Source organism: Thermobacillus sp. (assembly GCF_003390775.1).
GTDB lineage: Bacteria > Bacillota > Bacilli > Paenibacillales > Paenibacillaceae > Thermobacillus > Thermobacillus xylanilyticus.
In genome coordinates this window covers 44103-68751 of record NZ_QEWA01000022.1, presented here as the reverse complement: position 1 = coordinate 68751, position 24649 = coordinate 44103, and the positions used below count along the sequence as shown (strand labels likewise).

Annotated in this window: 30 protein-coding genes and 1 tRNA gene; 1 reads left to right on the top strand and 30 read right to left on the bottom strand. The window is 61.9% G+C overall.

Annotated elements, in window-relative coordinates:
* Nucleotides 1-266 (top strand): IS30 family transposase (locus tag C6W55_RS02050; protein ID WP_286891199.1); only part of this gene is annotated, 266 nt, incomplete at its 5' end.
* A gap of 210 nt (nucleotides 267-476) precedes the next feature.
* On the opposite strand, the gene C6W55_RS02045 is transcribed toward C6W55_RS02050, so the two are convergent.
* The 30 genes from C6W55_RS02045 to C6W55_RS01900 all read right to left on the bottom strand — a co-directional run bounded on the left by C6W55_RS02045 (nucleotide 477) and on the right by C6W55_RS01900 (nucleotide 24576).
* Nucleotides 477-1568 (bottom strand): prephenate dehydrogenase, encoded by a 1092-nt coding sequence (locus tag C6W55_RS02045; RefSeq protein ID WP_286891197.1) that lies wholly within the window; start codon nucleotides 1566-1568, stop codon nucleotides 477-479.
* A gap of 4 nt (nucleotides 1569-1572) precedes the next feature.
* Nucleotides 1573-2670, bottom strand: a complete 1098-nt coding sequence (hisC, locus tag C6W55_RS02040) for a histidinol-phosphate transaminase (RefSeq protein WP_286891195.1) — start codon at nucleotides 2668-2670, stop codon at nucleotides 1573-1575.
* Nucleotides 2671-2788: 118 nt separating this feature from the next.
* Nucleotides 2789-3595, bottom strand: coding sequence for a tryptophan synthase subunit alpha (trpA, locus tag C6W55_RS02035; protein WP_286891193.1), 807 nt, complete (start codon nucleotides 3593-3595; stop codon nucleotides 2789-2791).
* The gene (gene trpB, locus C6W55_RS02030) at nucleotides 3592-4788 is read right to left on the bottom strand and encodes a tryptophan synthase subunit beta (RefSeq protein WP_286891191.1); all 1197 of its coding nucleotides are present in this window, start codon (nucleotides 4786-4788) and stop codon (nucleotides 3592-3594) included. The genes trpA and trpB overlap by 4 nt, the downstream gene beginning before the upstream one ends.
* On the bottom strand, nucleotides 4785-5441 hold the full coding sequence (locus tag C6W55_RS02025) for a phosphoribosylanthranilate isomerase (protein ID WP_286891189.1): 657 nt from the start codon (nucleotides 5439-5441) through the stop codon (nucleotides 4785-4787). The genes trpB and C6W55_RS02025 overlap by 4 nt, the downstream gene beginning before the upstream one ends.
* Entirely contained in the window at nucleotides 5438-6232 is a 795-nt protein-coding gene (trpC, locus tag C6W55_RS02020) for an indole-3-glycerol phosphate synthase TrpC (protein ID WP_286891187.1), read from the bottom strand. Before trpC ends, C6W55_RS02025 begins: the two co-directional genes overlap by 4 nt.
* A complete protein-coding gene (trpD, locus tag C6W55_RS02015; protein ID WP_286891186.1) occupies nucleotides 6222-7274 on the bottom strand; it encodes an anthranilate phosphoribosyltransferase in 1053 nt (350 codons plus the stop codon). The genes trpC and trpD overlap by 11 nt, the downstream gene beginning before the upstream one ends.
* 28 nt (nucleotides 7275-7302) lie before the next feature.
* Complete coding sequence (trpE, locus tag C6W55_RS02010) at nucleotides 7303-8847, bottom strand: anthranilate synthase component I (protein WP_213484575.1); 1545 nt, start codon at nucleotides 8845-8847, stop codon at nucleotides 7303-7305.
* Nucleotides 8848-9252: 405 nt separating this feature from the next.
* Complete coding sequence (aroH, locus tag C6W55_RS02005) at nucleotides 9253-9624, bottom strand: chorismate mutase (protein ID WP_213484746.1); 372 nt, start codon at nucleotides 9622-9624, stop codon at nucleotides 9253-9255.
* Nucleotides 9621-10724, bottom strand: coding sequence for a 3-dehydroquinate synthase (gene aroB / locus C6W55_RS02000; protein ID WP_286891184.1), 1104 nt, complete (start codon nucleotides 10722-10724; stop codon nucleotides 9621-9623). Before aroB ends, aroH begins: the two co-directional genes overlap by 4 nt.
* Nucleotides 10724-11893 (bottom strand): chorismate synthase, encoded by a 1170-nt coding sequence (aroC, locus tag C6W55_RS01995; protein WP_015254730.1) that lies wholly within the window; start codon nucleotides 11891-11893, stop codon nucleotides 10724-10726. The genes aroB and aroC overlap by 1 nt, the downstream gene beginning before the upstream one ends.
* 193 nt (nucleotides 11894-12086) lie before the next feature.
* Nucleotides 12087-12257: a hypothetical protein gene (locus C6W55_RS01990; RefSeq protein ID WP_286891182.1), complete on the bottom strand. Its 171-nt coding sequence runs from the start codon at nucleotides 12255-12257 to the stop codon at nucleotides 12087-12089.
* Nucleotides 12258-12310: 53 nt separating this feature from the next.
* Nucleotides 12311-13099, bottom strand: coding sequence for a CheR family methyltransferase (locus C6W55_RS01985; protein ID WP_286891181.1), 789 nt, complete (start codon nucleotides 13097-13099; stop codon nucleotides 12311-12313).
* 25 nt (nucleotides 13100-13124) lie between these two features.
* Nucleotides 13125-13568: a nucleoside-diphosphate kinase gene (gene ndk / locus C6W55_RS01980; protein ID WP_015254733.1), complete on the bottom strand. Its 444-nt coding sequence runs from the start codon at nucleotides 13566-13568 to the stop codon at nucleotides 13125-13127.
* Between the two features lie 40 nt (nucleotides 13569-13608).
* Complete coding sequence (locus C6W55_RS01975) at nucleotides 13609-14583, bottom strand: polyprenyl synthetase family protein (protein WP_286891179.1); 975 nt, start codon at nucleotides 14581-14583, stop codon at nucleotides 13609-13611.
* Nucleotides 14580-15452: a menaquinone biosynthetic enzyme MqnA/MqnD family protein gene (locus C6W55_RS01970; protein WP_286891178.1), complete on the bottom strand. Its 873-nt coding sequence runs from the start codon at nucleotides 15450-15452 to the stop codon at nucleotides 14580-14582. Before C6W55_RS01970 ends, C6W55_RS01975 begins: the two co-directional genes overlap by 4 nt.
* Entirely contained in the window at nucleotides 15415-16029 is a 615-nt protein-coding gene (locus C6W55_RS01965; RefSeq protein WP_483316342.1) for a UbiX family flavin prenyltransferase, read from the bottom strand. Before C6W55_RS01965 ends, C6W55_RS01970 begins: the two co-directional genes overlap by 38 nt.
* 44 nt (nucleotides 16030-16073) lie before the next feature.
* On the bottom strand, nucleotides 16074-16949 hold the full coding sequence (locus tag C6W55_RS01960; protein ID WP_286891175.1) for a UbiA-like polyprenyltransferase: 876 nt from the start codon (nucleotides 16947-16949) through the stop codon (nucleotides 16074-16076).
* On the bottom strand, nucleotides 16946-17662 hold the full coding sequence (locus C6W55_RS01955; protein ID WP_286891174.1) for a demethylmenaquinone methyltransferase: 717 nt from the start codon (nucleotides 17660-17662) through the stop codon (nucleotides 16946-16948). The genes C6W55_RS01960 and C6W55_RS01955 overlap by 4 nt, the downstream gene beginning before the upstream one ends.
* 5 nt (nucleotides 17663-17667) lie before the next feature.
* Nucleotides 17668-18537 (bottom strand): heptaprenyl diphosphate synthase component 1, encoded by an 870-nt coding sequence (locus C6W55_RS01950; RefSeq protein WP_286891172.1) that lies wholly within the window; start codon nucleotides 18535-18537, stop codon nucleotides 17668-17670.
* A 112-nt stretch (nucleotides 18538-18649) separates the two neighbouring features.
* The gene (locus C6W55_RS01945) at nucleotides 18650-19210 is read right to left on the bottom strand and encodes a hypothetical protein (RefSeq protein ID WP_286891171.1); all 561 of its coding nucleotides are present in this window, start codon (nucleotides 19208-19210) and stop codon (nucleotides 18650-18652) included.
* A gap of 121 nt (nucleotides 19211-19331) precedes the next feature.
* Nucleotides 19332-19553 carry a trp RNA-binding attenuation protein MtrB gene (gene mtrB, locus C6W55_RS01940; RefSeq protein WP_015254741.1) on the bottom strand — a complete coding sequence of 74 codons (222 nt, stop codon included), beginning with the start codon at nucleotides 19551-19553 and terminating at the stop codon, nucleotides 19332-19334.
* Between the two features lie 170 nt (nucleotides 19554-19723).
* Nucleotides 19724-19800: transfer RNA gene (locus tag C6W55_RS01935), tRNA-Pro, on the bottom strand.
* A 117-nt stretch (nucleotides 19801-19917) separates the two neighbouring features.
* Nucleotides 19918-20193: an HU family DNA-binding protein gene (locus C6W55_RS01930; RefSeq protein ID WP_286891168.1), complete on the bottom strand. Its 276-nt coding sequence runs from the start codon at nucleotides 20191-20193 to the stop codon at nucleotides 19918-19920.
* 237 nt (nucleotides 20194-20430) lie between these two features.
* Nucleotides 20431-21909 (bottom strand): stage IV sporulation protein A, encoded by a 1479-nt coding sequence (spoIVA, locus tag C6W55_RS01925; RefSeq protein ID WP_286891167.1) that lies wholly within the window; start codon nucleotides 21907-21909, stop codon nucleotides 20431-20433.
* A 386-nt stretch (nucleotides 21910-22295) separates the two neighbouring features.
* On the bottom strand, nucleotides 22296-23042 hold the full coding sequence (locus C6W55_RS01920; protein ID WP_286891166.1) for a hypothetical protein: 747 nt from the start codon (nucleotides 23040-23042) through the stop codon (nucleotides 22296-22298).
* Complete coding sequence (locus tag C6W55_RS01915; RefSeq protein WP_286891164.1) at nucleotides 23039-23662, bottom strand: nucleotidyltransferase domain-containing protein; 624 nt, start codon at nucleotides 23660-23662, stop codon at nucleotides 23039-23041. The genes C6W55_RS01920 and C6W55_RS01915 overlap by 4 nt, the downstream gene beginning before the upstream one ends.
* A gap of 16 nt (nucleotides 23663-23678) precedes the next feature.
* Nucleotides 23679-23975, bottom strand: coding sequence for a 2Fe-2S iron-sulfur cluster-binding protein (locus C6W55_RS01910; RefSeq protein ID WP_015254746.1), 297 nt, complete (start codon nucleotides 23973-23975; stop codon nucleotides 23679-23681).
* 22 nt (nucleotides 23976-23997) lie between these two features.
* Nucleotides 23998-24177 carry a DUF2768 family protein gene (locus C6W55_RS01905; RefSeq protein WP_015254747.1) on the bottom strand — a complete coding sequence of 60 codons (180 nt, stop codon included), beginning with the start codon at nucleotides 24175-24177 and terminating at the stop codon, nucleotides 23998-24000.
* A 120-nt stretch (nucleotides 24178-24297) separates the two neighbouring features.
* Nucleotides 24298-24576, bottom strand: coding sequence for a stage VI sporulation protein F (locus tag C6W55_RS01900; protein WP_015254748.1), 279 nt, complete (start codon nucleotides 24574-24576; stop codon nucleotides 24298-24300).
* Nucleotides 24577-24649: the final 73 nt, after the last annotated feature.

Sequence of the window (24649 nt, the reverse complement as noted above, 5' to 3'; positions counted from 1 at the left end):
AAGAATTTGCTTGTTATACCGAACTTGAACATGCGCATGCCATCAAGGTCTACTTCGCAGATCCCTACTCATCATGGCAACGTGGTTCCAATGAGAATGCCAATGGCCTGTTGCGAGAGTTCTTTCCTAAAGGACACGATTTCGCCATTGTTACAGACGAGGAGCTTGCGAGGGCTGTTCGCCTCATCAACAACCGCCCTCGAAAATGCCTGAACTGGAAATCTGCTTACGAAGCATTCATGGATGAGCTGTCGCATTTAGCTTGACAATCCGTCAAACAAAAAAAGACCACCCTTCCGGGTGGCTGCACGATGGGTGCAAGAATTTGGATAGGAGTGGAGAGAAACCATACTGTATCTTCAGTATATGTATCCGTTTTCAAAATGTCAAGTATGCGTTTACAACATTTTTGCGCCCTTCAGGCGGCCGGCAAGCCGAGCGCGGGAACCCCGCCCGGTTCCGACTCGGCCTTGCGCTTACATGTTGACTTCGAATCCCATCGAGGCGAGCAGTTGAACCGCGCGGTCGAAATCCGGCTGCGTCCGGAACGACAGCCGCAAGATGCCCGGCACGTCCTCCCGGCTCTCGATGATTTGCAGGTTGCTGATGTTGATCCGCTCGTTGCCGAGCTCCGTCGCGATTTTGCCGATGATGCCCGGATGGTCCGGCACGTCGATGTAGCATTCGTACAGCGGATCGATGACGCCCCGGCGCCGTTCCGGCAGACTGCTGCGGAACTCACCGGCCGTACGGAACGCTTCCTCCACCTTCCGTTCATCCATCCGCTCCAGCATCTCGATAAACCCGCTCACGCCCTCCTGCCACTCTTTCAGCAGCCGGATCAGAACGCCGCGGTTGTTGATCAGAATATCGCGCCAGATGACGGGATCGCTCGATGCGATCCGCGTGATGTCGCGGAAGCCGCCGGCAGCCAGCGCGGAATAGAGCGGATTTGTTTCATTGTACGCCCGGATCTGATTCACGAGCTGCACGGCAATGACATGCGGCAGATGGCTGATCGCGCCGACGATCGTGTCGTGCTCGTCGGGATCGACAAACACGATATTCGCTTTCGTATGACGGATCAGCCCGGCCAGCCGGTCGACGGCTTCCTGCGGCGTGTCGGGTTCCGGCGTCAGCACGTAATAAGCGTTCTCGAACAGCAGCGATGTGGCCGCCTCGACGCCGGATTTCTCCTTGCCCGCCATCGGATGGCCGCCGATGAACACCGCGTCGCCGAAGTCCAGCGATCGTGCGCAGGCGGCGACCGACGATTTCGTGCTGCCGACGTCCGTGATGATGCAGCCGGGTTTCAGCTTCATGGCGGCCAGCCGGCGGAGATAGTCTTCCAGGTTGCCGACCGGCACGCACAGAAAAATGAAATCCGCGTCAGCCGCCGCCTCTTCCATCGACGTCGTCGCCGCATCGACGACGCCTCGGGCAAGATATCTTTCGATCGAGGATTGGCGATGAGAATGCCCGGTGACGTGCAGGCCGGGTTTTCCCTTGAAGCAGAGCGCAAGCGAACCGCCGATGAGTCCGACGCCGAATATCGCGATCTTGGTCATGGAGTCAGATCTGCACCGCCAATTCCTGCAGCACCTGTTCCAGCGTCTCGATGAACTTGCGGTTCTGTTCGGTGCTGCCCACCGTGATGCGGATATGCGTCGGGTAATGCGTCCAGCGCGCACGCGAAATGATCCCTTTGCGCAGCAACGCATCGAACACCGTCTGCGAAGGCCGTCCCGCATCGAACATGACGAAATTGCCGTACGGTTCGAAGTAGCGCAGACCGAGCCGGTCGAACTCGGCCTTCAGATAGGCGAGCCCTTCGGCGTTCCGCCGCTTGCATTCCTCGATGAAGGCCTTGTCTTCGAGGGCGGCCTTCGCAGCAGCTTGGGCATAGCGCGTCGTATTGAACGGCTCGCGCACCTGATTGATGTAACGGATGATCTCCGGCCGGCCGATGCCGTATCCGATCCGGAGCGAGGCGAGTCCGTAGATTTTCGAGAACGTGCGGAGCGACACCACGTTCGGATAGCGCTTCACATATTCGATGCCGTCCGGATAGGCCGGATCGTCGATATATTCGCAGTACGCTTCATCCAGCACGACGAGCACATGCGCCGGCACCTTCGCCATGAATGCATCCAGTTCGTCCTTCGTCACAATGGTGCCCGTCGGATTGTTCGGGTTGCAAATCCAGACGATCTTCGTCTTGTCCGTCACCTTCGCCAGCATGGCGGACAGGTCGTGGCGGCCGTCCTTCAGCGGCACCTCGATGATCTTCGCGCCTTCGATCTCCGCGTTGTGCTTGTATTGCGGGAACGTCTCGTCGGCCATGATCGTCTCGTCGCCCGGCACGAGGAATGCGCGGGCAATCATCAGAATCACTTCGTCCGACCCTGCCCCGAAGATGATTTGATCCTTGCCGACGCCGAGATGCCCGGCCAGCGCCTCCGTCAGGGCGACGGCCGCGCCGTCGGGATACAGGCTCGTGTTGGCCAATTCACCCACGATGGCTTGCTTCGCCGCCTCGGAACAACCGAACGGGTTCTCGTTCGACGCAAGCTTGATCACTTCCGTCAGGCCGAGCTCCCGCTTCACTTCTTCAATCGGCTTGCCCGGCTGATAGACCGGCAGATGAACGATATTGCTTTTGGGCTGCACAGCGGTTCACCTCATGATTGGGTATAAGCAAAACGGACGGCACGCCTTCCCGGACCGGCCGTTTCGCACGCTTGTCATAGAACAAATTGTCGCACATCCGCCGGCAATCGGCAAGTGATCACACGCGCAGGGAGCGGATGAATTGTTCCACCTGTCGCACGCCCTCGGCCCGCTTCCCGGGATCCCGCAGGAGCGGCAGCGCTTCTTCGATCTTGCGCACGATTGCGCTGCCGACGATGACGCCGTCCGTCTTCCCTTCGAACCTGAGCACCTGTTCCCGGCTCGAAATGCCGAATCCGACGCAGATCGGCACCGGCGAAGCGTTCCGCACGGCGGCGAGAAAATCGTCTATGGTTGCATGGAACTCGGACCGCATGCCCGTTACGCCGAGCGAAGAGACGCAGTAAACGAAACCGCGCGCCCTTGCGACGATCCGGGCAATCCGCTCGTGGGATGTCGGCGCGACAAGCGGAATGAGGTGGATGCCCGCCGCTTCCGCCCGGTCGCGCAATTCCCCGTCTTCCTCCAGCGGCAGGTCCGGCACGATAAGTCCGCTGATGTCATGTTCTTCAAGCAGCTTGAAGAAGCGGTCGAGCCCGTACTGGAGCACCGGATTATAATAGGAAAACAAAATATAAGGAATATCCGCTCCCAGCCTGCGCGCTTCCGCGGCGGTGCGGACGACGTCCTCCAGCGTCACGCGGTTTTGCAGCGCGCGCTCGGATGCCCGTTGAATGACCGGGCCGTCCGCTAGCGGATCGGAATACGGCACGCCGAGCTCGATCATGTCCGCTCCGGCCGCGGCGCAGACGGCGATCAGTTCCGCGGATGCGGCCAGATCCGGGTCGCCGATCGTCAGGAACGGGATGAGCGCCGACTTCCCTTCCCGGCGCAGTCTCTCGAATGTCGCGTCAATGCGGTTCACCGGTTTTCCCCCTTCAGATACGTCATGATCGATTCCACGTCCTTGTCTCCCCGGCCGGACAGATTGACGATCACGATCGCGTCCTTCGGGAGCGTCGGCGCCAGCTTGATGGCGTGCGCGACCGCATGCGCCGATTCGAGCGCGGGAATGATGCCTTCCGAAGCCGACAGCACCTGAAGTGCTTCAAGCGCTTCGGCGTCGGTGATCGGCACGTACTCGGCCCGTCCGGCATCTTTCAGATAAGAATGTTCCGGACCGATTCCGGGATAGTCGAGGCCGGCCGAGATCGAGTGCGCCGGCAGCACCTGGCCGTATTCATCCTGCAGCACGTAGCTGAACGAGCCCTGGAACACGCCCTGGCGGCCCTTCGTCAGCGTGGCCGCATGCTCGTCCGTATCGATTCCGCGGCCGCCCGCTTCCACGCCGATCAGCTTCACGTCCCTGTCCTCCAGGAACGGATGGAAAATGCCGATCGCGTTGCTGCCGCCGCCGACGGCCGCCACGATAACATCCGGTAGCCGGCCTTCCGCCGCGAGAATCTGCTCCCGCGCCTCGACGCCGATCACGCGCTGGAAGTCGCGCACCATCATCGGGTACGGGTGCGGTCCGGTGGCGGAGCCGAGAATATAATAGGTATCTTCGACATGGCTGACCCAGTAGCGCAGCGTCTCGTTGCACGCGTCCTTCAGCGTCCGCGTGCCGCTTGTCACCGGCACCACTTCCGCGCCGAGCAGGCGCATCCGGAAGACGTTCAGTTCCTGCCGCTTCATGTCTTCTTCGCCCATGAACACTTTGCACTCGAGACCGAGTAGCGCGGCGACCGTCGCCGACGCGACGCCGTGCTGGCCGGCGCCCGTCTCGGCGATGATCTTCGTCTTGCCCATCCGCTTCGCGAGCAGCCCCTGTCCGAGTGCGTTGTTGATCTTGTGCGCCCCCGTATGGTTCAGGTCTTCGCGTTTCAGATAAACCTTGGCTCCGCCGAGGCGCTCCGTCAACCGGCCGGCGTAATAGAGCGGCGTCGGCCTGCCCGAATATTGCCTGAGCAGCCCGTCCAGTTCGGCTAAAAACACGGAATCCTTCGAAAACTTCAGATATGCTTCTTCGAGCTCGAGCAATGCGTTCATCAATGTCTCCGGCACATAGCGGCCGCCGAAACGGCCGAAGCGGCCGTGCTGGTCCGGCAACTGATTCATCCTTCTGCCACCCTTCCAACGAAGCTTCGTATTTTGACCGGGTCTTTCACGCCGTCCGTCTCGACGCCGCTTGACACGTCGACGCCGTCCGGTTCGTGGGCGTCGATCAATTCCCTGACGTTCCGTTCGTTCAGACCGCCCGCGACGTAGAGCGGCACCCCGATGGCCCCGGCCGCCGCCTTGTAATCGGTGACGAGCCGCCAGTCGAACACCGACCCGGTGCCGCCGCCGGCGGTGTCGATCAAGGCGGCGTCGATGGCGCCCGCGTAGGGCGCGATCCGCTCGGCCGCGGGGGCGTCTCCGCCGCGGATGGCGAACACTTTCCATACGCGGACGCCGAGCTCCGAGCGGATCCGCCGGCAATATTCCGGCGTCTCCGAGCCGTGGAGCTGCACGATGTCGAGCGGCGCCGCCCGCAGCACATCGCGCAGCGCCTCCGGCTCGGGGTCGACGAAGACGCCGACCGTCCGCGGCGGCATGCCATCCGCGCAGCGCAGCGAACGCGCCGCGCGGATCAGTTCCACCGCCGCTTCAGCCGTGACCTGGCGCCGGCTCTTCGCGAACACGAAGCCGACCTCGTGGATCGGCAGACCGTCCATGGCGCGGATCGTCTCCGCGTCCCGAAGTCCGCAGATTTTGATCCGCGTGCTCATCGCGCGATCGGCTCCATCAGCGCGAGGACCGCTTCACCGACATCCGGCTGGCGCATGAAATGCTCGCCGATCAGCACGGCGCGCGCCCCCGCTTCCCGCACCCGCCGGATGTCGTCCGGCGACGAAATGCCGCTCTCGCTGACGAGCGTCGCGTCATCCGGCACGAGCCGGGCCAGCTCTTCCGTCGTCTTCAGATCCGTCACGAACGTGCGCAGATCGCGGTTGTTGATGCCGACGAGCTCCGCGATGCCGAGGTCCAGTACCGTTTCCATCTCCCGCCGGTCATGAACTTCCACCAGCGCATCCATGCCGAGGTCTTTCGCAAGCCGGTAATAAGTCTTGAGCTCGTCCGGCGTCAGGATCGCCGCGATGAGCAGGATGGCGTCCGCGCCGATCAGCCGCGCTTCGTAGATCTGCAGCGGATCGATGGTGAAATCTTTGCGCAGCAGCGGCAGGCTGACGGCATCGCGGATCCGGGTCAGATAGTCGTTCGCCCCCTGGAAGAATTGGCGGTCCGTCAGAACGGACAGACAGTCCGCTCCCGCTGCCGCGTAGCCGCGGGCAAGCCCGACCGGATGGAAATCTTCGCGGATCAGCCCCTTCGACGGCGATGCTTTCTTCACTTCCGCAATCAGGCCGATTTCCCGCCGCCGGCCTTCCGCAAGCGCGCGCCTGAAGCCGCGGCAAGGCGGCAGCGCCGCGATGCGGCGCTCCGCTTCGGCCGTATTCAGCTGCACCTTCAATTCCTCAACCTCGCCGCGCTTCACGGCAACGATGCGATCAAGATACATGTGCGAATTCCCCCGTCTTCCGGATCAGTTCGTGCAGCTTCGACTCGGCCGCGCCGGAGTCGATGACGGCAGCGGCCGTTTCGACGCCCGCCTGGAGCGTCTCCGCTTTGCCGCCGAGGTAGATGCAGGCTCCGGCGTTCGCCAGCACGATGTCCCGATAGGCGCCGCGCTCCTCGCCCGCGAAGATGCGGCGGACGATCGCCGCATTCTCCTCCGGCGAGCCGCCGACGACTTCGCTGAGCGGACGGCGCTCAAGGCCGAGCGCTTCCGGCGTCAGCACGTAAGTCCGGATTACGCCGTCCTTCAGCTCCGACACCTGCGTATCCTGCGAAATGCTGATCTCGTCCAGTCCTTCGAAACTGCCGACGACGAGCGCCCGCCTGATCCCGAGCTGACGCAGCACTTCGGCGATCGTCTCCGTCTTCGTCCGATCGTACAGCCCGAGCAGCTGCCGGTCGGCGCCCGCCGGGTTCGTCAGCGGGCCGAGCATGTTGAAGATGGTACGGACGCCGAGCTCCCGGCGCGGTCCCGCCGCATGTTTCATGGACGGGTGGAACAACTGCGCGAACATGAAACAGATGCCCGTCTCGGCCAGACATTCCGCCGCCTGTTCGGGCGTCAGACGAATGTTGACGCCGAGCGCTTCCAGCACGTCGGCGCTGCCCGCTTTGCCGGACATCGCCCGGTTGCCGTGCTTCGCCACGCGAACGCCTGCCGCCGCCGCGATGATCGCGGACGACGTCGAGACATTGAACTTGTGGATGCCCGACCCGCCGGTGCCGCACGTGTCAAGCAGCCCGTCCTGGGCCGTCTGCACCCGGTTCGATTTCTCACGCATAATTTTCGCAAAACCGGCGATCTCGTCAACCGTCTCGCCTTTCATCCGGAGCGCCGTCAGCACGCCTGCGATCTGGGCCGGGGTCGCTTCGCCGTCCATGATCCGGTTCATCACGTCTTCCGCCTGCTCGCGCGTCAGATCGTTGCCCGCGATGAGATGCGCGAGCGCCTCCTGCATTGTCATTCCCGTAACCGCCTGTTCCATGTTCAACCTCTCCCTTCCATGCCCGTCATCACGCGTAATCGAGATTCGGCGCAACCGCAACCGCCCCTGCCGGTCCCTTCGCCGGGAACGCGGCTTCCGCCGTGCGGATCGCCTTCAGCAGCGCCATCGCCTTGTTCACCGTCTCCTGGTATTCGTTCTCCGGCACCGAGTCCCAGACGATGCCGGCGCCGGCCTGCACATATGCTTTGCCGTGCTTGAACACGATCGTCCGGATCGTGATGCACGTGTTCAGGCTGCCCGCGAAGCCGAGATAACCGATCGCTCCCGCGTAGGCGCCCCGCGCTTCGCGCTCGAGCTCGGCGATGATCTCCATCGCCCTGAGCTTCGGCGCGCCGGAGACGGTGCCCGCCGGCATGCAGGAGACGAACGCGTCGAAGAAATCTTTATCTTCCCTAAGCATGCCGGACACATTCGAGACGATGTGCATGACATGCGAATACCGCTCGATCTCCATATACGCGTCAACCTTGACTGTGCCGAATTCGGCGACGCGGCCGATGTCGTTGCGGCCGAGGTCGACCAGCATCAGATGCTCCGCCCGCTCCTTCTCGTCGGCGAGCAGTTCGCGCTCAAGCGCCAGATCTTCTTCCGGCGTCTTGCCGCGCGGCCGCGTGCCGGCGATCGGCCGCGTCTCGACCTTGCGGCCATCCACCTTCACCAGCGCTTCCGGCGACGCGCCGACGATGGTCTCGTCGTCCAGCTTCAGATAGTACAGATACGGCGACGGGTTCATCGTGCGCAGCACCCGGTAGACGTGCAGCGGATCGACGTCGGTTTCGATGCTGAACCGCTGGGACAGCACGACCTGGAAAATGTCGCCCGCCCGGATGTATTCCTTCGCCCGCTCCACGTTCGCCATGAACGCCTCTTTCGTCACATTGGAGCGGATCTCGCCGAGCTCGGGACTCTCCGGCGGCGTCACACCGGCCAGAATCGGCTTCGGCAGCGGCTGCCGCAGCCGTTCGATGAGCGCGTCGATCTTCCGGTTTGTCTCTTTGTACGCCGCCTCGATGTCCCGGTCGGTCGCACCGTCCTGCACATGCACGTTCGCAACGATCTGAATCTGCTGCTTGAAATGATCGAACACGATGAGCTGGTCGCAGAACATGAACTGCAGGTCGTCCATTTGCAGATCGTCGACCTGGTGCGCGGGCAGCCGTTCGTAATATTGAAGCAGATCATAGCCGAAAAATCCGATCGCTCCGCCGGTGAACGACGGCAGTTCGGGCAGCGCCGGACTTCGGTACGTACGGAGGTGCGCCTTGAGCAGTTCGAGCGGCTTGCCCTCGTGAACTTCGATCTTTCCGTTCTTCTCGATCGTCATGCGGCCGTTTTTGCCGCGGATGACCATGAACGGATCGGTGCCGATGTACGAATAGCGCGCCCATTTGATGCCGCCTTCCACGCTCTCCAGCAGAAACGCGCGCTTTTCGCCTGCGAAATGCTGGAACAGCCGGATCGGCGTCTCCGTGTCGGCCATGACGCTGCGGACGATCGGAATGAGATTGTACGTTGACGCCAGGCGGATGACTTCCTGAAGTTCGCGGGACATGCTTACTCCTCCTCATGCAGAGCAATCGGCTGCACCGATTCCGCCGGCAGAGCTGTGCGCGAGCCTGACGGACACGGCGGGCATCAAAAAAGCTCCTGCTGACGGCAGGAGCCTGGAATGCGTTGACAGACGATATGACAGCAGCCAACCGGGCAGTCCCCGGGACATGCCGCACAAAGACCTGCTGCATGCGCAGCGGCCGCAAGTTCGCCCTCGTCTCGTCTCATCTCATCCAATGCTCAGCTCGTCTCGTCTTCGTCCGCGCCAGCCCTCCGGCTGCGCGGAGAATATCTTCACTATACCGAATCCTGAAGTCCTCGTCAACCCGAAACCGGTCTTAATCGTTTCATCACGCAAGAAATGAGGCCAGCCCGCATGCAGGCTGACCTGATGTTTGACGAAGAATTATTCCTTCTCCGCGAGATCCGGACGAAGCGTGCGCGCCCGGCCGAGGAAAATGTGGCGGATTTCGTCCTGCCGTTTGTCCGTGTTCACGTGCACCATGAGCCGGATGCATTTCTCCAGGCTCCCCTTGACCGACACTTCCAGCGCACACATAAGCGGCACCAGATCCCAGCCGGGCAGCTCCCGGATGGCGCGGGCCGGAAACGCCGCATCCAGATCCTGAGTAACCGTGATGATAATGCTGGCGATATCCTCCGGAACGATGCCGTTGGCATCCACCAATTGCTGAAAAAGTTCCGCCGTCGCTTCGAGAATGACCTGCTCCTCGTTCGCCTCGACTGTCGTCGCTCCGCGGATTCCCCGCACGCTCATTGCGCCTGTTCCTCCTCTTTCAGCTGCTCCACGATGCGGCGCACCCGCTCCGCGGACATGTTCTTGTCGATGACGACGTCTCCGATCGCCGTCGGAACGATGAACACCATCCGGCCTTCCTTGAATTTCTTGTCATGCCGCATGGCGTCCATGATCGCGTCGGTATCGAAATGCGCCGGCAGCCGGACCGGCAGCCCGCATTTCGCCAGCACCCGCTTCGTCACCTCGTACACTTCCCGCGGCGCGCCGAGCTCCACGCCGATGCGCGCCGCGCCGACCATGCCGATCGCGATCGCTTCGCCGTGCAGCAGCTCGCCGTATCCGCCCACCGCCTCGAGCGCGTGGCCGATCGTGTGGCCGAGGTTGAGAATGGCGCGCAGATCGTTCTCCCGCTCGTCCTGCGACACGATTTCCGCTTTCACGCGGCAGCCGAAATACAGCGCGTATCCGAGCGCTTCCGGATCAAGCGCGCGCAGCTTGTCCGCATTCTCGTCGATCCAGGCGACAAACTCGGCGCTTCGGATCAGCCCGTGCTTCACCACTTCCGCGAGGCCGCTGCTCACTTCGCGCGGCGGCAGCGTGCGGAGCGTCTCCAGATCGTACAGCACCATCGCCGGCTGGTGGAACGCGCCGATGATGTTTTTCGCGAGCGGATGATTGACCGCGACCTTGCCGCCGACGCTGCTGTCATGGGCGAGGATCGTCGTCGGCATCTGAATGAACCGGATGCCGCGCATGTAAGCGGCCGCCGCATAGCCGGCCAGATCGCCGACGACGCCGCCGCCAAGCGCGATGATCGCCGATTTGCGGTCAAGTCCGGCTTTGAGGGCGATTGTGATCAGTTCCTCGAACTGCGAAAGCGATTTCGCCTGTTCGCCCGCGGGAACGACGGCGCTGACGGTTCGATAGCCCGCAGCCCGAAGCCCCGACTCCAGCTTGTCCAGATACAGCCGACCCACCTGTTCGTCCGTCACGATGAGCAGCGGCGACTGCTTGCCGATGCCGTGCTTGTCGAAATAAAAGGCCGCCTGGTCAAGCAGTCCTTCGCCGATGTAGATCGGGTAGGACCGCTCGCCAAGCTGCACCGTCAGTTCCCGCATCAGTAAGCCCCCACCTGCTTCAGATAGTTGTCCAGGTTGGCGCGGATTTCTTCAATCGAATCGCCGCCGAACTTCTCGAGGAACGCCTTCGCCACTTCCCAGGCCACCACATGTTCCATGACGACGCTGGCGGCGGGCACCGCGCAGCTGTCGGAACGTTCGACCTGGGCGGTGAACGGTTCCTTCGTGTCGATGTCGACGCTGCGCAGCGGTTTGTAGAGCGTCGGAATCGGCTTCATGACGCCGCGCACGACGATCGCCTCGCCGGTCGTCATGCCGCCTTCGATGCCGCCCGCCCGGTTCGTCGCCCGGTAGAAGCCGCGGCCTTCCTCATACATGATCTCATCGTGAACCTGCGATCCGCGCAGCCTGGCCGCCTCGAAGCCGATGCCGATCTCGCAGCCCTTGAAGGCGTTGATCGACACGACCGCCTGCGCGATCCGGCCGTCCAGCTTCCGGTCCCATTGCACGTGGCTGCCGAGGCCTACGGGCACACCTTCGACGATGCATTCGACGATGCCGCCGATGGAATCGCCTTCCTGTTTGACCTGGTCGATATGGGCCATCATTTTCGCCTCTGTCTCCTTGTCCACGACGCGGACCGGCGATTCTTCCGTAAGCCGGATGATCTCGTCGAGCGGAAGATTGTGCTTCGGCGCTTCGATCTCGCCGATGCGGATGACCTGTCCGCCGACCTTGATGCCGAACTCGGCCAGAAGCTGCCGGGCCAGCGCGCCGACGGCGACGCGTGCCGCCGTCTCGCGGGCGCTCGAGCGTTCGAGCACATTGCGCAGGTCGCGCAGGTTGTACTTCAGCCCGCCGTTCAAGTCCGCGTGGCCGGGACGCGGACGGTGAACACGACGCTTCGTCTCGTCGGAACCTTCGATCGGCTCCACGTTCATGACGGTCGTCCAATGTTTCCAGTCGTTGTTTTCGATGACGATCGCGACCGGCGCGCCGGTCGTGCGGCCGTGGCGCACCCCGCCGACGATCTTCGCCGTGTCCTGCTCGATCTGCATCCGCCTGCCGCGGCCGTGGCCTTTCTGGCGGCGCTGCAGTTGAAAATTCAACTCGTCGAAATCAATTTTCAGATTGCTCGGCAGACCTTCGACAATGGCCGTCAGCTGCGGCCCGTGCGTCTCGCCTGCCGTCAAATACCTGAGACTCATCCGTTTCCCCCCAGCGGCCGTCCATGCCGCGCAATTCTTCCATCACTTCCGGTTCTACTGCTCGTTGCCTTCGCTCATTATAGTATAGCGCCCGTTCTTTTGACAAGGAATCGCCGGGACGCCTCCGTCAGCCTTGAAACATGACAAGGGGCCGGCTTGTCCGCAAGCCGGCCCGTCGAATATGCGATGGACTTCAACCGTGAGCATGGCGCGTAGGCCGCAAGACTGTACGGCGGCTCCCGGCCTCCCGCTCGGCGCTCAGGATGCCTGCGATCTGAGCGGCGTCCAGCCCGAGGATCTGCGCGCATTCCTGGATCGTAATCCACCCGCGCTTGTAGGCGGTGATCACCACACGCTTGTCCATTCCAACCCTCCAAAAATGTCGGATATCGTCAGTATGGGAAAGATGGACAGCGGCTATACATGCTCCGGCTTGCGCCGATAGAAGAAAGTCTCCGTCGATTCCAGACCGTATTGGGTCGGCGTGAAAATCTGCTCCGTGCTGCCGACGAACAGCAGTCCGCCCGGTCTGAGCGCCTTTGCGAACTTGTGGTACAATTCGTGCTTCGCTTCTTCCGTGAAATAGATCATGACGTTGCGGCAAACAATCAGATCGTAGTCGGAGCCGAACGGATCGTGCAGCAGATTGTGCTGCTTGAAGCGGACGGCGCGGATCAGCTTGTCCGACACCCGATAGCCTTCGCCCGCCGCGGTGAAATAAGCCCTCCGGTATGCGTCGGGCACTTCCTTGAGCGATCGATCGGGGTACAGCCCGTTCTTCGCCTTCTCGATCACGTTCGCGTCGATGTCGGTGGCCAGAATGTCCGCGCGCGCCAGGGCGCCGAGCCGATCAAGAATCATCGCGACCGTATAAGGCTCTTCCCCCGTCGAGCAGGCGGCGCTCCAGATGCGCAGCGTCCGGCCTTCCCTCAACATCGCCGGGATGAAACGCTCTTCCAGGACCGCCCAGCGATTCGCGTTGCGCCAGAACTCGGACACGTTGATCGTCATCCGGTCAAGAAACTCGTTCATAAGCCGTTCATCGCGCTGCAGCGCTTCCCAGTAAGATGCGAACGTGCCGTAGCCGTGCTTCAGCCGCAGCGTCGTCAGCCGCCGCTTCATCTGCGTTTCCTTGTATTGCGACAGATCGATGTTCGTCTTCTGCTTCACTTGCCGGATGAACAGCGCGAAATCCGCATCTTCCATGACGTCCCACCCTGCCGCGCCTCGGTCAAATCCAGCGCTGGATTGTCAGTTCGTAATCGACCAGCTCTTCCGGGCGGAAGAAGTTCGCGATTTCGCGCTCGGCGTTCTCCGGCGAGTCCGAACCGTGGATGAGATTGAAGTTCGTATGTACCGCATAATCCGACCGAATCGTTCCCGGCGCCGCCTCCACGGCGTTCGTCTTGCCGATCATGGCGCGGGTCAGGGCAACGGCGTTGTCGCCTTCCCATACCATTGCGAACACCGGACCCGACGTGATGAAGCGGATCAGCGGCGGGTAGAAATCTTTGCCGACGTGTTCCGCATAATGCTTTTCGGCCAATTCTTCGGATACGCGCATGAATTTCGCCGCGACGAGCTTGAGCCCTTTGCGTTCGAACCGCGACACGATCTCCCCGATCAGGCCTCGCTGCACGCCGTCCGGCTTGATCATCAGAAACGTCCGTTCCATCCTTCCCATCCCCCATCCGGCCGGGCCATATGCCCGGACTTCAATAATTTCGCTTGCCGACGAACCGCGCGATGTCATTCAGCGTGCTTCGCGCCGGAATATCCGGCAGTCCCTCCAGCAAACCGACCGCTTTGTCGATGTACCGTGCGGCAAGCCGGTCCGCTTCCTCAATGCCCCGGCTGGCGCGGATCAGCTCGATGGCGCGCGTGCAGTCCGCCTGGCCGTCCGATCCGCGGATCCGTTCAATCTCGCGCAGCAATTCGTCCTTCACCGCGGTGTCCCGAAGCGCGAGCAGGACCGGCAGCGTCATGTTGCCCTGCCGGATGTCCGAACCCGGCGGTTTGCCGAGCTGCCGCTCCGTGCCGAGCAGATCAAGCAGGTCATCGCGGATCTGGAACGCCATGCCGACGTTGTAGCCGTAGCGGTACAGCCGGTTGTACACCGCCGGCGGCGTGCCGGCCGCCGCCGCGCCGAGCTGGCAGCTGATTGCGATGAGCAGCGCGGTCTTGCGGCGGATGCGCAGCAAATATTGGCGCACCGTCTGCCTGGTGTTGAAAAAGTCGCGGATCTGCTCCATTTCGCCGATGCACATCTGCACGATCGCCCGCGACAGTGCCTGGTGGAGCACCGGATCGTTCAGCTCGGCGATGATCGTGAGCGCTTTCGCATAAATATAGTCGCCGGTGTACATCGCGATCCGGTTGTCCCACTTGGACTTGACGGTCAGCTGGCCGCGCCGCGTATCCGCGTCGTCGATCACGTCGTCGTGGACGAGCGACGCCATATGGATCAATTCCAGCGGAACCGCCACTTTCTTCAGCACGTCGAGACGATAATCGCCGAATTTGCCCGCGAGCAGGACAATGGCGGGACGGATCCGCTTGCCGCCCGCCTTGAGCAGATGAACGGCTGCTTCGCTGAGCAGCGCGTGGTCGCTCGTCACGCTGCTTTCAAGCTCTTGTTCGATTACGTTCAGATCGTTCTCCAGGCTTGCATACAGATCGGTCAGTTTCATTCATTCACCCGTGCCGCTGCGTGATCCGGCCACGTCGCCGGAGCGACCCGCCGCTCAAGCAGCCCCATCCGGAACGCGCAGTCGTAATAATAGCTCAGTCCTTCCTGTTCCTGAGGACCGAACCCGTATCGCAGCGTGCGGAAATACCGCTCCCAGTAGTCTTCCCCGCCGCCGAACCGCCCGGCCGCCTTGCGCGAGAGTCCCTCGATGTCGGCGAGCGCGCGCCGTTTGCTCTCGGCCAGCGCTTCGTAGACGCGGCGGACCGTCTCGGGCGCCTCCCGCGCGGCTTCCCTGCGAACGGCGAACACCGCGAACGTCATGCCGAGCCCGGTCCATTCCTTCCACATGCGCGCCGCATCCAGCACTTCAATGCCCGGACCGGGCCGCCAGGAAGCCCGGATCGCCGGATCGCCGATGAGCAGCGCGCCGTCCGCACGCTCCAGCATCGCCTCCAAATCCGGTTCCATGGCGATCAGCTCGGGGCAGCGGCCGTACCGGCCCTGCATCACGATGCGGAGCAGGTTGACCGAAGTCGCGGAGGCCGTCGTCACCGCGATCCGCCCGCGCAGCGCTTCCTCGAGCGGCCGCTTCAGGAACAGCAGGACGGACATCACTTCACCGTCCGCGCTGACGGACAATTCGGGCAAAAGCTCATACTCGTCAAACCGTTGTCCGTAGGCGAACGACGAGATAGCGGCGATGTCGATCGTCCCTTCGGACAGCGCGCGGTTCAGCGTCGCCGGCACGCCTTTCGCGACGCGCACATTCCGGACGCCCGTCTCGGCCAGGCAGTCTTCGAAGCGGTCGAAGATCGGCCAGATATTGGCATAATCAATCCGGCCTACCGTGATCTCGCGCTCCGCCGCCATGTCCGTCATCTCCCCATCGTCTGTACAAGTCGTGGTCGATTCCCATGTTGTCCAGCAGTTTGCCGACCATAAAATCGATCATATCACGGATCGAAGCCGGATGGTAGTAAAAAGCCGGCATCGCAGGAACGATCCGGACGCCGAGCCTCGCCAGCTTCAGCATGTTCTCAAGGTGGATCGCATGGAGCGGCGATTCGCGCGGCATGAGCAGCAGCCTGCGCCCTTCCTTCAGGGCGACATCCGCCGCGCGTTCAACCAGATTGTCCGAGGCGCCGTTCGCGATGGCCGACAACGTCCCCATCGAGCACGGCGCGATCACCATCCCTTCGGTGCGGAACGATCCGCTGGCAACGTTCGCGCCAACATCGGCGGTAGGATAGTAGCGCATGCGGCCGTCCGTCAGCGCGCCGCCGAACCGGCGGTCCAGTTCCTCCGCGCGCCGGGCCGAGTCCCATCCGGCCTCCTCGCGCAGCACTCTCCAGCCCGCATCCGAGATGACGAGATGCACTTCGAAGCCGCCGGCGAGCAGCGTCTCGATCAGCCGGATGCCGTACGCGCATCCGCTTGCTCCCGTCATGCCGACCACCCATCTGCGCGGACGTCCGCTTTCCGCTATCCCGCTCACCACTTGCGAAGCACCACCAGATCAAACAATGTGAACGCAAACAGGACGACGCTCAGCGTGCCGTTCATCGAGAAAAAGGCGATGTTGACGCGGCTCAGGTCTTCCGGCTTGACCAGCATATGCTGGTACGCCAGAATGCCGAGCGAGATCAGGGCGCCAGCCAGGTAGCCGAAGCTGAGATCCGTCATCCAGAACAGCGTGAGAAACCCGAAGGCCGGGACGATATGGAAGAGCCGCGCGATGAGCAGCGCGTTCCGGACGCCGAAACGGGCCGGAATCGAATGCAGCTTCGCCTCCCGGTCGTACTCCGCATCCTGGCAGGCGTAAACGATATCGAAACCCGCGGTCCAGAAGGCGACGGACACATACAACAGATAGGCCGCCGGGCTCGCTTCTCCCGTAACCGCCAGCCAGCCTCCAAGGGGACCGAGCGCAATCGTGAACCCGAGGAACAGATGGCAGAGCCAGGTGAATCGTTTTGTATAATGATAAAATACCAGTGCGAAAACGGCGATCGGCAGCAGCTTGACGACCAGCGGATTCAGCCGGAACGCCGCGAGGAACAGCAGCGCGAACGATACGATGATGAAGACGACCACTTCGCGGATGCCGAGCAGCCCGGCGGGGATGGCGCGGCCCGCCGTACGCGGATTGCGCGCATCGATCGCCCGGTCGATCAGCCGGTTGAGCCCCATGGCCGCGCTGCGCGCGCCGACCATCGCGACGGTGACCCAGCCGATCTCGCTCCAGGTCGGAAGCCGGTCCAGCATCATGACGGCGCCGAGGATGGCGCCGACGAACGCGAAGGGTAGCGCGAAGAGCGAATGTTCAAACTTGATCATCTCGAGGAAAATGCGCATCTTGCGAATCATGCCTTTCCGCCCCGTTTCACGCCGATATGCAGTGCGGCCACGCCGCCCGACAGCGGGTAAGCCTGCACCTCCACAAGCCCGACCTCGCGGAAAATCTCCGCCAGTTCATGCCTTCCGGGGAATTGGGACAGCGATTCGGGCAGCCATTTGTACTGCTGGTAGCGGCTGGCGAATATTTTCCCCAGGAGGGGCATCAAATGCTGAAAATAGAGATCGTACAACGCCTTGAACGGCTGCCAGGTCGGCTTCGAGGCATCCAGGCTGACGACCAGCCCGCCGGGCTTCACGACGCGGGTCATCTCCCGCAGCACCTGGCGAAGATCCGGCACGTTCCGGAGCCCGAATCCGATCGTCGCGTAATCGAACGCGTTGTCCTCGAACGGGAGCGCCATTGCGTTCCCGTGATGCAGTTCGATCCGGCCGGCCAGCCCGGACTGTTCAACCTTGCGCCGGCCGATCTCCAGCATCGCTTCGCTGAAATCAAGCCCGACGACGCGGGCGGCTCCGGCCCGGGCCAGCGCGATCGTCCAATCGCACGTGCCGCAGCACAGATCGACGGCCGACGTGCCGGGCCTGACGCTCATGCGCCGCATCGCGAACGCCCGCCACGCCTTGTGGCGGCGGAAGCTGATGATGTCGTTCATCCTGTCGTACTTCGGCGCGATGCTCTGGAACACTTCGTGAACGTACTGTTCCTTCGTCTTGTCTTCCAAGTCCTTCACCTCGTCTCGTTCGTCACGGCGTGCTGCAAGGCAAAGGATGGATGCAGCTTTCTGCCGATCTGCGCCAGTTCGGCTGCCAGCTTGTCCGAGTCCAGGAGCCGGAGAACAGCCTGCACCTGCGCAATGGACTGGCGAAGCAATTCGGTCAGCTGGGCGCGCAGATTGTATTTGGCGATCAACTGACGGATCAGCCCTTCTTCCCGGGGATGCTGCGCAAGCTGCCGGCGCTCGTCCTCGGTGCCGTCCTGCATGATGCGCCAGTATCCCCAGCTGCCTTCAAACTGACCGGGCGATTCCACACGTTCGAGTTCGTTCAGTACGACCTCGCAGCGGGTAAACCCGCGCAACAGATCCGGATAGAGCGCCGACAAGCGCTCGTCCAGCAGGCTGCCGAACAGTTCGAAGAGACCGGTCTTGAGCTCGGTGTGGATGCCGATGTATTCATCGGCCGTCACCTTGCGCTGCTTCATGCGCGTATAGAGGTTCATCTTCAACCGGTTGACCTCGCACACCGCGTTGCTGATCCGCCGGACCATCTCGATCTGTCCGGCCTGCGACAGCAGATGGTAAAACCGGCTGCTGAAGTAATTGCCTGCAAGCACCAGAATCTGGCGGGCGCGCATCTCACGCTCCGGACGTTTGCCGGAGTGATTGTCCACCAGGTCATGCGTGTCCAGGCCGAGCTGAACGAGCCAGACGACGAGGGCGTAAAGCTCGCTCCGCTCGGAGGGGTGCTTGCCGCTCGCAAGCAGCGTATACAACAAACGAGCCCGGGAATCCGGGAATGCGGGCAATTCGGTATGCTCGCGGATCATGTCGTACTCGACATATTTCTTCGCGATTTCGGGAATGCGGTAAGCGTTCATCCATTATGCCTCCGGGCCGCGACCGGCGTTTCATGCCGCGCCTTGGCCGTATAAATTCGAAACCTATTATAGCACATTGTGAAGCCGAACACATCCGAAGGACACACAGCTGTCACGAATCCGGCGCCGCGCGGCCGAATCGTTCGTTCCAGCGGCTTGTCGCTGTCAGCCTGAGCCGTTTGCGCCAGACCGCGTCGCGGCCCAGATCCGCGTCTTTGAGCCCGGTCCATTGCTCCGCAATCCAGGGGTCGGATCGGCGGACGTCGGCTGCAAGCAGCAGCCTGCCCCGGCCGGCGGCTGACCCGGCTTCATTTTCTTCGAAACGGACGAGCAGGCGCTGAACGTTCGTCGTGTGACCGAACGCCTGCAGAATCAATTCCTTCAAGTCCGAGAAAACGACTTCCGCCGCCGCGTCATCGTCCCGAACCGCAAAATCGACGGACAGCACGGATCCGGACCAATGCACCCGCTTAATCTTCTGTCCGAATTCGGCCGAAGCCAGCAGATCGACCACATTGTTGCTGTCCAGCCGGACGGATCGATCCTGGCGAAATACCGCCAAATGCCGTCCATCGGGCTGCACGGCTTCCGGTTGCAGCACCGCAAGCAGCAAGGCTGCGGCGGCCGCGCAGCAGGCTGCGGCAGCCAGCGCTCTCCAGGCAGCTGATTTCATCCCGATCCCTCCGCCATTCGCTTCTTGCCGGGATGTCCCCGCCTGTATAGTGTACAAACAAAAAAAACAGGCTATGCCTGCTTTCTCCGCCGCAGCCGCCGAGGGACCGCGCCGTTCAGGTTTATTGATCCGTCTCGATCGTGCCGTACTTCGTCAGAATCGTCGCCTTGCCCCGGACTTTGATCGCGGACGTATGCTCGGTGAACTGCGCAATCAGCACTTCGCCCTTGTCAAGTTTCTCGGTGTGATGAAACTTCGTGTTCTGACCCCGGGTAAGTCCGATGACAACGACGCCCTGATCCTTCGCCTTGATGACCACGTAATCCGCCATGCTCGTGTCCATTCCATCGCCTCCGGCGTCTTCGTGCGCGTCGGCCGGTGCCGTGCGCCGGCAAGCCAAGCGGCTTGCGCCGTCCTTCCGGGAGGGCGCACCGCTTGCGCTGTGAAGATATTGTCGTTGTACAAAGAAAACTGCTTCCTGCCTTGCGGAAGCAGTTCCTCTTCGAGAAGAAATGGTCGGGTGTACCGGATTTGAACTGGCGACCTCTACCACCCCAAGGTAGCGCTCTACCAAGCTGAGCTAACACCCGACAAACGCAAAGATGATTCTAATCGATCGCCGGCCCGCTGTCAATAGCCGGCGTGCACAAAAATGATATCGTCCGAATGGACGCGCCATCCGGACGATAACGGCATCAGGGTCTTGCTTACTCCCCGATCATTTCCTTCAGCGACTTGCCAGGTTTGAAGGCGGGCGTCTTGCTGGCGGCGATTTCGATCGGTTCGCCCGTCTGCGGATTGCGGCCTTTGCGTGCAGAACGTTCGCGGACTTCGAAATTGCCGAAACCGACAAGCTGCACCTTTTCTCCGTTCTGCAGAGCTTCGGCAATCGCGTCAAATACGGCATCGACCGCCTTGGCAGCGTCTTTCTTGGACAGTTCGGTAATCTCGGCGACTTTGTTGACGAGTTCGGATTTGTTCATCGCATTCACCTCCCCTGGCTGCGGCTGACCGTTTTTCTATCATACTGTTTAACCGTTCCAAGCCAATTTATACCTTTGACCGCACAATTTCTATACTAATACAGGGCATTCCGATTTTCAAGTAGAAACCGGGCGCCGGGCGCGGCGGTTCAGGCATTCCCCGGACATTGACGTCCTGATCGCATCCTTTCGTCCGAACGTGAAAAAAGCGCGCCGTTTCAAGCGCGCTTCCCCGGTTCAGAGAATGATGGCAATCAGGCCGCCGGAACCTTCGTTGATGATGCGGCCGAGCGTCTCCTGCAGTTTGTAGCGCGCATTGTCCGGCATCATCGCGATTTTGCCCTGGATTCCTTCGCGCACAATGGAATGCAGCGACCGGCCGAAAATGTCCGATTCCCAAATCTTGATCGGATCGTTCTCGAAATCTTGCATCAGATAGCGCACCAGTTCCTCGCTCTGCTTCTCCGTGCCGATAATCGGCGCGAATTCCGACTCGACATCGACGCGGATCATATGGATCGAAGGCGCCGTGGCTTTGAGCCGGACGCCGAATCGGGAACCCTGGCGGATCAGTTCCGGCTCGTCAAGCGACATTTCGGACAATGTCGGGGCGGCGATGCCGTATCCCGTCGTCTTCACCATTTCGAGCGCTTCCGCGAACCGGTCGTATTCTTTCTTGGCGTGCGCAAATTCCTGCATCAGCTGCAGCAGATGGTCTTTCCCGCGGATCTCGATGCCGACGACTTCCGTCAGGATCTGATCGTACAGCTCATCCGGCGCATACAGATCGATCTCCGCCACGCCCTGGCCCAGGTTCATGCCGCTGAGACCGGCGCGCGCAATGAAGTCGTACTCGAGGAATTGCTGCACGACCCGGTCGACATCGCGCAGCCGCCGGATATCCTGCACCGTGTCTCGGACCGACTGCTCGTAGCTCGATCTGAGCCAGTGATTCTCGTTCAGCACCATGACCCAGCTTGGCAGATTGACGTTGACCTCGTGCACCGGGAATTCGTAGAGCGCTTCGCGCAGCACGGACAGGACGTCTTCTTCGCCCATCGTGGCCGCGCTGAGCGCCATGACCGGTATATCATACTTCGCCTGCAGTTCGCTGCGAAGAGCTTGCGTTTCGACGGAATTCGGCCGCGTCGAGTTGACGATCATGACGAACGGTTTACCGACATCCTTCAGTTCCTGTACGATCCGCTCTTCCGCTTCCAGATAGGCGCTGCGCGGGATTTCGGCGATGGTGCCGTCCGTCGTCACGACGATGCCGATCGTGGAATGTTCCTGGATCACTTTCCGCGTGCCGATCTCGGCCGCTTCCTGGAACGGGATCGGGTCGTCGAACCAGGGCGTCGTGATCATCCGCGGTCCGTTCTCGTCCTCGTATCCTTTGGCTCCGTCCACCGCATACCCGACGCAGTCCACGAGCCGAACGTTCACTTCCAGCCCTTCGGATACGCGGATCTGCACGGCCTGGTTCGGGACGAATTTCGGCTCGGTCGTCATGATGGTCCGCCCGGCGGCGCTCTGGGGCAGCTCGTCGATCGCGCGGATCCGGTCCGCTTCGCTAATAATGTTCGGCAGCACGACCGTCTCCATGAACCGTTTGATAAAGGTCGATTTGCCGGTGCGGACGGCCCCGACGACGCCGAGGTAGACGTCTCCGCCCGTGCGTTCGGCGATGTCCTTGAAAATGTCGACTTTTTCCACTCGATATCCCCTCCATTCGATTTTCCGAGAACACGGAGTGCGTCCGGGCGCACCGCCGGCAGCGCGGGACCTCGGATTCGTCGGCGCCCGGCCGGACCATCGCCGTGCTCCTTGAGCCGCCCGTCGCCGCCGATCGCACCTCTCCGCGCCGCACCGGACCGGGAGCATGGCCGGCCCGGCATCGTCCGGCGTCCGCTGTTCGAACCGTATTGGACTGGTATCATCCTATTACAGACACGTCCCGAATATGACCCCGTCCGAGAATTTGTCAGCACGGCGGCCGCATGCTTTCCTCTGCTGGTATATGACGTGAAATGATCGTCTATGACTGTTAAAAATTAAGAAAGGCGGAGCCTCATGCTCCGCCTTTCGCACAGGAACAACCTTTATTCAGGGTATCGGGCCGTCGGATCGCCAAGGGTCCAATGATAGACGGGAGATTTGACCGGAACGAACAGCGTCTCCCGCGTCAGCAGCTCGCGCAGGTCCGCATCCGGGTCCGGCGCGGTGCCGCTGCTTTCGACCAGCCGCCGCACGTCGATGCCGTAATCGGCGAAGACGGCGCCGCTGTCATGGACGAGCACCGTGATCGGATGGCCGCTGAAGACGCTGCGGATATCCGGTTTTCTGCCGCCCAGCTTGTCGAAATCGAGCGCGGCGAACGACGGATAGACCGGCTCTCCGGCCGGCAGAGCGCCGCCGTTGGACGACCTGTATTCATCCACGCGGCTCTGGAGATCGTTCAGCTGCTGCAGGACGGCGATGTTCATCAGTCTGACGATCGGTTCCGTCTCTTCGTCCAGCACGAGAAAATAATAGTTTCCGCCTTTCTCGTAGGCCGCCGCCGGCAAGTCCGACAAATAGCCGGTCCGCTTGAGCTTGGCCAGATCAACGACATATTTCTCGTATCGGGGCGTTTCCGGACCCGCGTTCTTGATCGGCAAGAGCCCCGTGTCCCTGCGGTAGTCGTCCACCGCCGCCTGCACGAGCCTAACCGCGTCGCGCGGCGGCATGCGGTTCTGGGCAAGCTGGTCTTTCGGATACAGGCAGCCGGTGAGCACGGCGGAAACGAAGAGAACGGCGGCCAGGACGCGGAACCAGGCGCCCGGGCGCCGCCCGACGAACCTTGTCATGATTCGCAGCCCGCCCTTTCCTTCCGATGTCTCGCCGCTGCGGACAGCAGCGATTCCACCTCTGCAATCGCCTCGGGAGTGAAGCGGCTATCAGCCGTCAAGGCGCGGAAAGCTCGCAAATGACGGTCCGGATCCGCGGCGATGGCGTCCGCAGCCAGCTCCAGACGGTCCCTTCGCCCGCGCAGCCAGTTGAACCACAGCTCATGCGCGAGCGGGACGATGGCCGCGCCGGTGCCGCAAGGCTCCAGCGTGCGGCGCTCCGCTTCCGGCAGCAGAATGTCCCGCACGCGCATCTCGTACCGGCAGCCGCGGTCTTCGACGACGAATCCGCCGACAAGCTCCACGTGAACGTCTTCAATGCGATAATGGCTCAAAATGGACTCATAGCGCTCCGTCACACTGCGGACCGGTCGATCGACCGCCCAGACGCTCAAGGCCTCGTGCATCGCCTCCGCATCCGTCGGATCCGCGTACAGATCAAGATCGCGCGGCGGCGCCGGCAGCGGCAGCCCGCGCAGCATCAATCCGGCGCTGCCGCCGACCACCCAGGCAACGCCGGTTCCGTCCAGCCGTTCCGCGATCCGGCACAGCGCCTGTTCGATCCGGGACTCATGATCCATGGCGCTCACTCCGCGGTCAGAAATACGGGCGGTTCACGACGCGGATCTCTCCGGCCCCCGCCCGCACGACAGCCTGGCAGGCGAGCCGGTAGCCTTCGTCGAATTCTTCCGGCTCCAGCCTGTCCCATTCGGCGTCCGTAATATCTTCCAGCCATTCCGCTCCCGCCTCGACCCTGCACCGGCAGCGGGCGCAGGTGCCGCGCGTGCAGGAGAATCCCCAGTCAACGCCGGCCTTGAGCGCGTGCTCCAACAGGGAAAGCCCTGCTTCGGCAGGGACGGAAGCTTCCTTCGTTCTTCCGCGCAAATAAATCATGATTTCATGCTCCTTATGTACATTACAGAATGGAGATCAGTCCGAGCAAAAAGCCGATCATCAGCAGAAGGAAAGCGATCAGTGAAAGAACGCCCCGCACAAATCCCTTCGTCTTGAGTCGCGCGAACGTAATCGCGACGGCCGACAGCGCCATCAACCCGATTCCGATCAGCGAGACCCACATTTTCGTCATGGCATCCATGTCCGTTATCGTCTCCAGTTTCGCATAAAGTTCCTGAACATTATACCATCGGTGCGGCGATACAAGCAAAAACGGCCGGCACCCCGCCGCGGAGGGATGCCGGCTGCCCCGGTCTTGCGCTCACCTGCGGATCATCGTGCGGATGAGCGACTCCAGCTGCTCCATATTCATGCCGCTTTTGCGGACCGCGTTCACGATATCGTTCACCGTATCCTCCGATACGGGCACGTTCGCGACCGCCGACACCTGTTTGATCAAGCGGCGCAGCTCGGCTTCGTTCTGGAACGTCTTCGCCGTCACGCTGCCGGCCAGCTTCTTCACCTGCTGCTCGCTGATCGGCTTGCCGGTCTTTTTCTTTACGACGTTCAGGACGTCTTTGGACAAGTTCTTGCCGCTCATAGCTCCCCTCCTCCGTTGTGCTGAATGTATCATATGCGGAGTCGGGACACATGGTGCGGCCTTGTTCCATTCG

Excerpts from the sequence above, each read along its gene's own strand:
- C6W55_RS02045 (WP_286891197.1), bottom strand. The coding sequence starts at position 1,568 with ATGACCAAGATCGCGATATTCGGCGTCGGACTCATCGGCGGTTCGCTT.
- trpB (WP_286891191.1), bottom strand. The coding sequence starts at position 4,788 with ATGAATCAGTTGCCGGACCAGCACGGCCGCTTCGGCCGTTTCGGCGGC.
- C6W55_RS02025 (WP_286891189.1), bottom strand. The coding sequence starts at position 5,441 with ATGAGCACGCGGATCAAAATCTGCGGACTTCGGGACGCGGAGACGATC.
- trpC (WP_286891187.1), bottom strand. The coding sequence starts at position 6,232 with ATGTATCTTGATCGCATCGTTGCCGTGAAGCGCGGCGAGGTTGAGGAA.
- trpD (WP_286891186.1), bottom strand. The coding sequence starts at position 7,274 with ATGGAACAGGCGGTTACGGGAATGACAATGCAGGAGGCGCTCGCGCAT.
- trpE (WP_213484575.1), bottom strand. The coding sequence starts at position 8,847 with ATGTCCCGCGAACTTCAGGAAGTCATCCGCCTGGCGTCAACGTACAAT.
- aroH (WP_213484746.1), bottom strand. The coding sequence starts at position 9,624 with ATGAGCGTGCGGGGAATCCGCGGAGCGACGACAGTCGAGGCGAACGAG.
- aroB (WP_286891184.1), bottom strand. The coding sequence starts at position 10,724 with ATGCGGGAACTGACGGTGCAGCTTGGCGAGCGGTCCTACCCGATCTAC.
- aroC (WP_015254730.1), bottom strand. The coding sequence starts at position 11,893 with ATGAGTCTCAGGTATTTGACGGCAGGCGAGACGCACGGGCCGCAGCTG.
- C6W55_RS01990 (WP_286891182.1), bottom strand. The coding sequence starts at position 12,257 with ATGGACAAGCGTGTGGTGATCACCGCCTACAAGCGCGGGTGGATTACG.
- C6W55_RS01985 (WP_286891181.1), bottom strand. The coding sequence starts at position 13,099 with ATGGAAGATGCGGATTTCGCGCTGTTCATCCGGCAAGTGAAGCAGAAG.
- ndk (WP_015254733.1), bottom strand. The coding sequence starts at position 13,568 with ATGGAACGGACGTTTCTGATGATCAAGCCGGACGGCGTGCAGCGAGGC.
- C6W55_RS01975 (WP_286891179.1), bottom strand. The coding sequence starts at position 14,583 with ATGAAACTGACCGATCTGTATGCAAGCCTGGAGAACGATCTGAACGTA.
- C6W55_RS01970 (WP_286891178.1), bottom strand. The coding sequence starts at position 15,452 with ATGGCGGCGGAGCGCGAGATCACGGTAGGCCGGATTGATTATGCCAAT.
- C6W55_RS01965 (WP_483316342.1), bottom strand. The coding sequence starts at position 16,029 with ATGACGGGAGCAAGCGGATGCGCGTACGGCATCCGGCTGATCGAGACG.
- C6W55_RS01960 (WP_286891175.1), bottom strand. The coding sequence starts at position 16,949 with ATGATTCGCAAGATGCGCATTTTCCTCGAGATGATCAAGTTTGAACAT.
- C6W55_RS01950 (WP_286891172.1), bottom strand. The coding sequence starts at position 18,537 with ATGAACGCTTACCGCATTCCCGAAATCGCGAAGAAATATGTCGAGTAC.
- C6W55_RS01945 (WP_286891171.1), bottom strand. The coding sequence starts at position 19,210 with ATGAAATCAGCTGCCTGGAGAGCGCTGGCTGCCGCAGCCTGCTGCGCG.
- mtrB (WP_015254741.1), bottom strand. The coding sequence starts at position 19,553 with ATGGACACGAGCATGGCGGATTACGTGGTCATCAAGGCGAAGGATCAG.
- C6W55_RS01930 (WP_286891168.1), bottom strand. The coding sequence starts at position 20,193 with ATGAACAAATCCGAACTCGTCAACAAAGTCGCCGAGATTACCGAACTG.
- C6W55_RS01920 (WP_286891166.1), bottom strand. The coding sequence starts at position 23,042 with ATGACAAGGTTCGTCGGGCGGCGCCCGGGCGCCTGGTTCCGCGTCCTG.
- C6W55_RS01915 (WP_286891164.1), bottom strand. The coding sequence starts at position 23,662 with ATGGATCATGAGTCCCGGATCGAACAGGCGCTGTGCCGGATCGCGGAA.
- C6W55_RS01910 (WP_015254746.1), bottom strand. The coding sequence starts at position 23,975 with ATGATTTATTTGCGCGGAAGAACGAAGGAAGCTTCCGTCCCTGCCGAA.
- C6W55_RS01905 (WP_015254747.1), bottom strand. The coding sequence starts at position 24,177 with ATGGATGCCATGACGAAAATGTGGGTCTCGCTGATCGGAATCGGGTTG.
- C6W55_RS01900 (WP_015254748.1), bottom strand. The coding sequence starts at position 24,576 with ATGAGCGGCAAGAACTTGTCCAAAGACGTCCTGAACGTCGTAAAGAAA.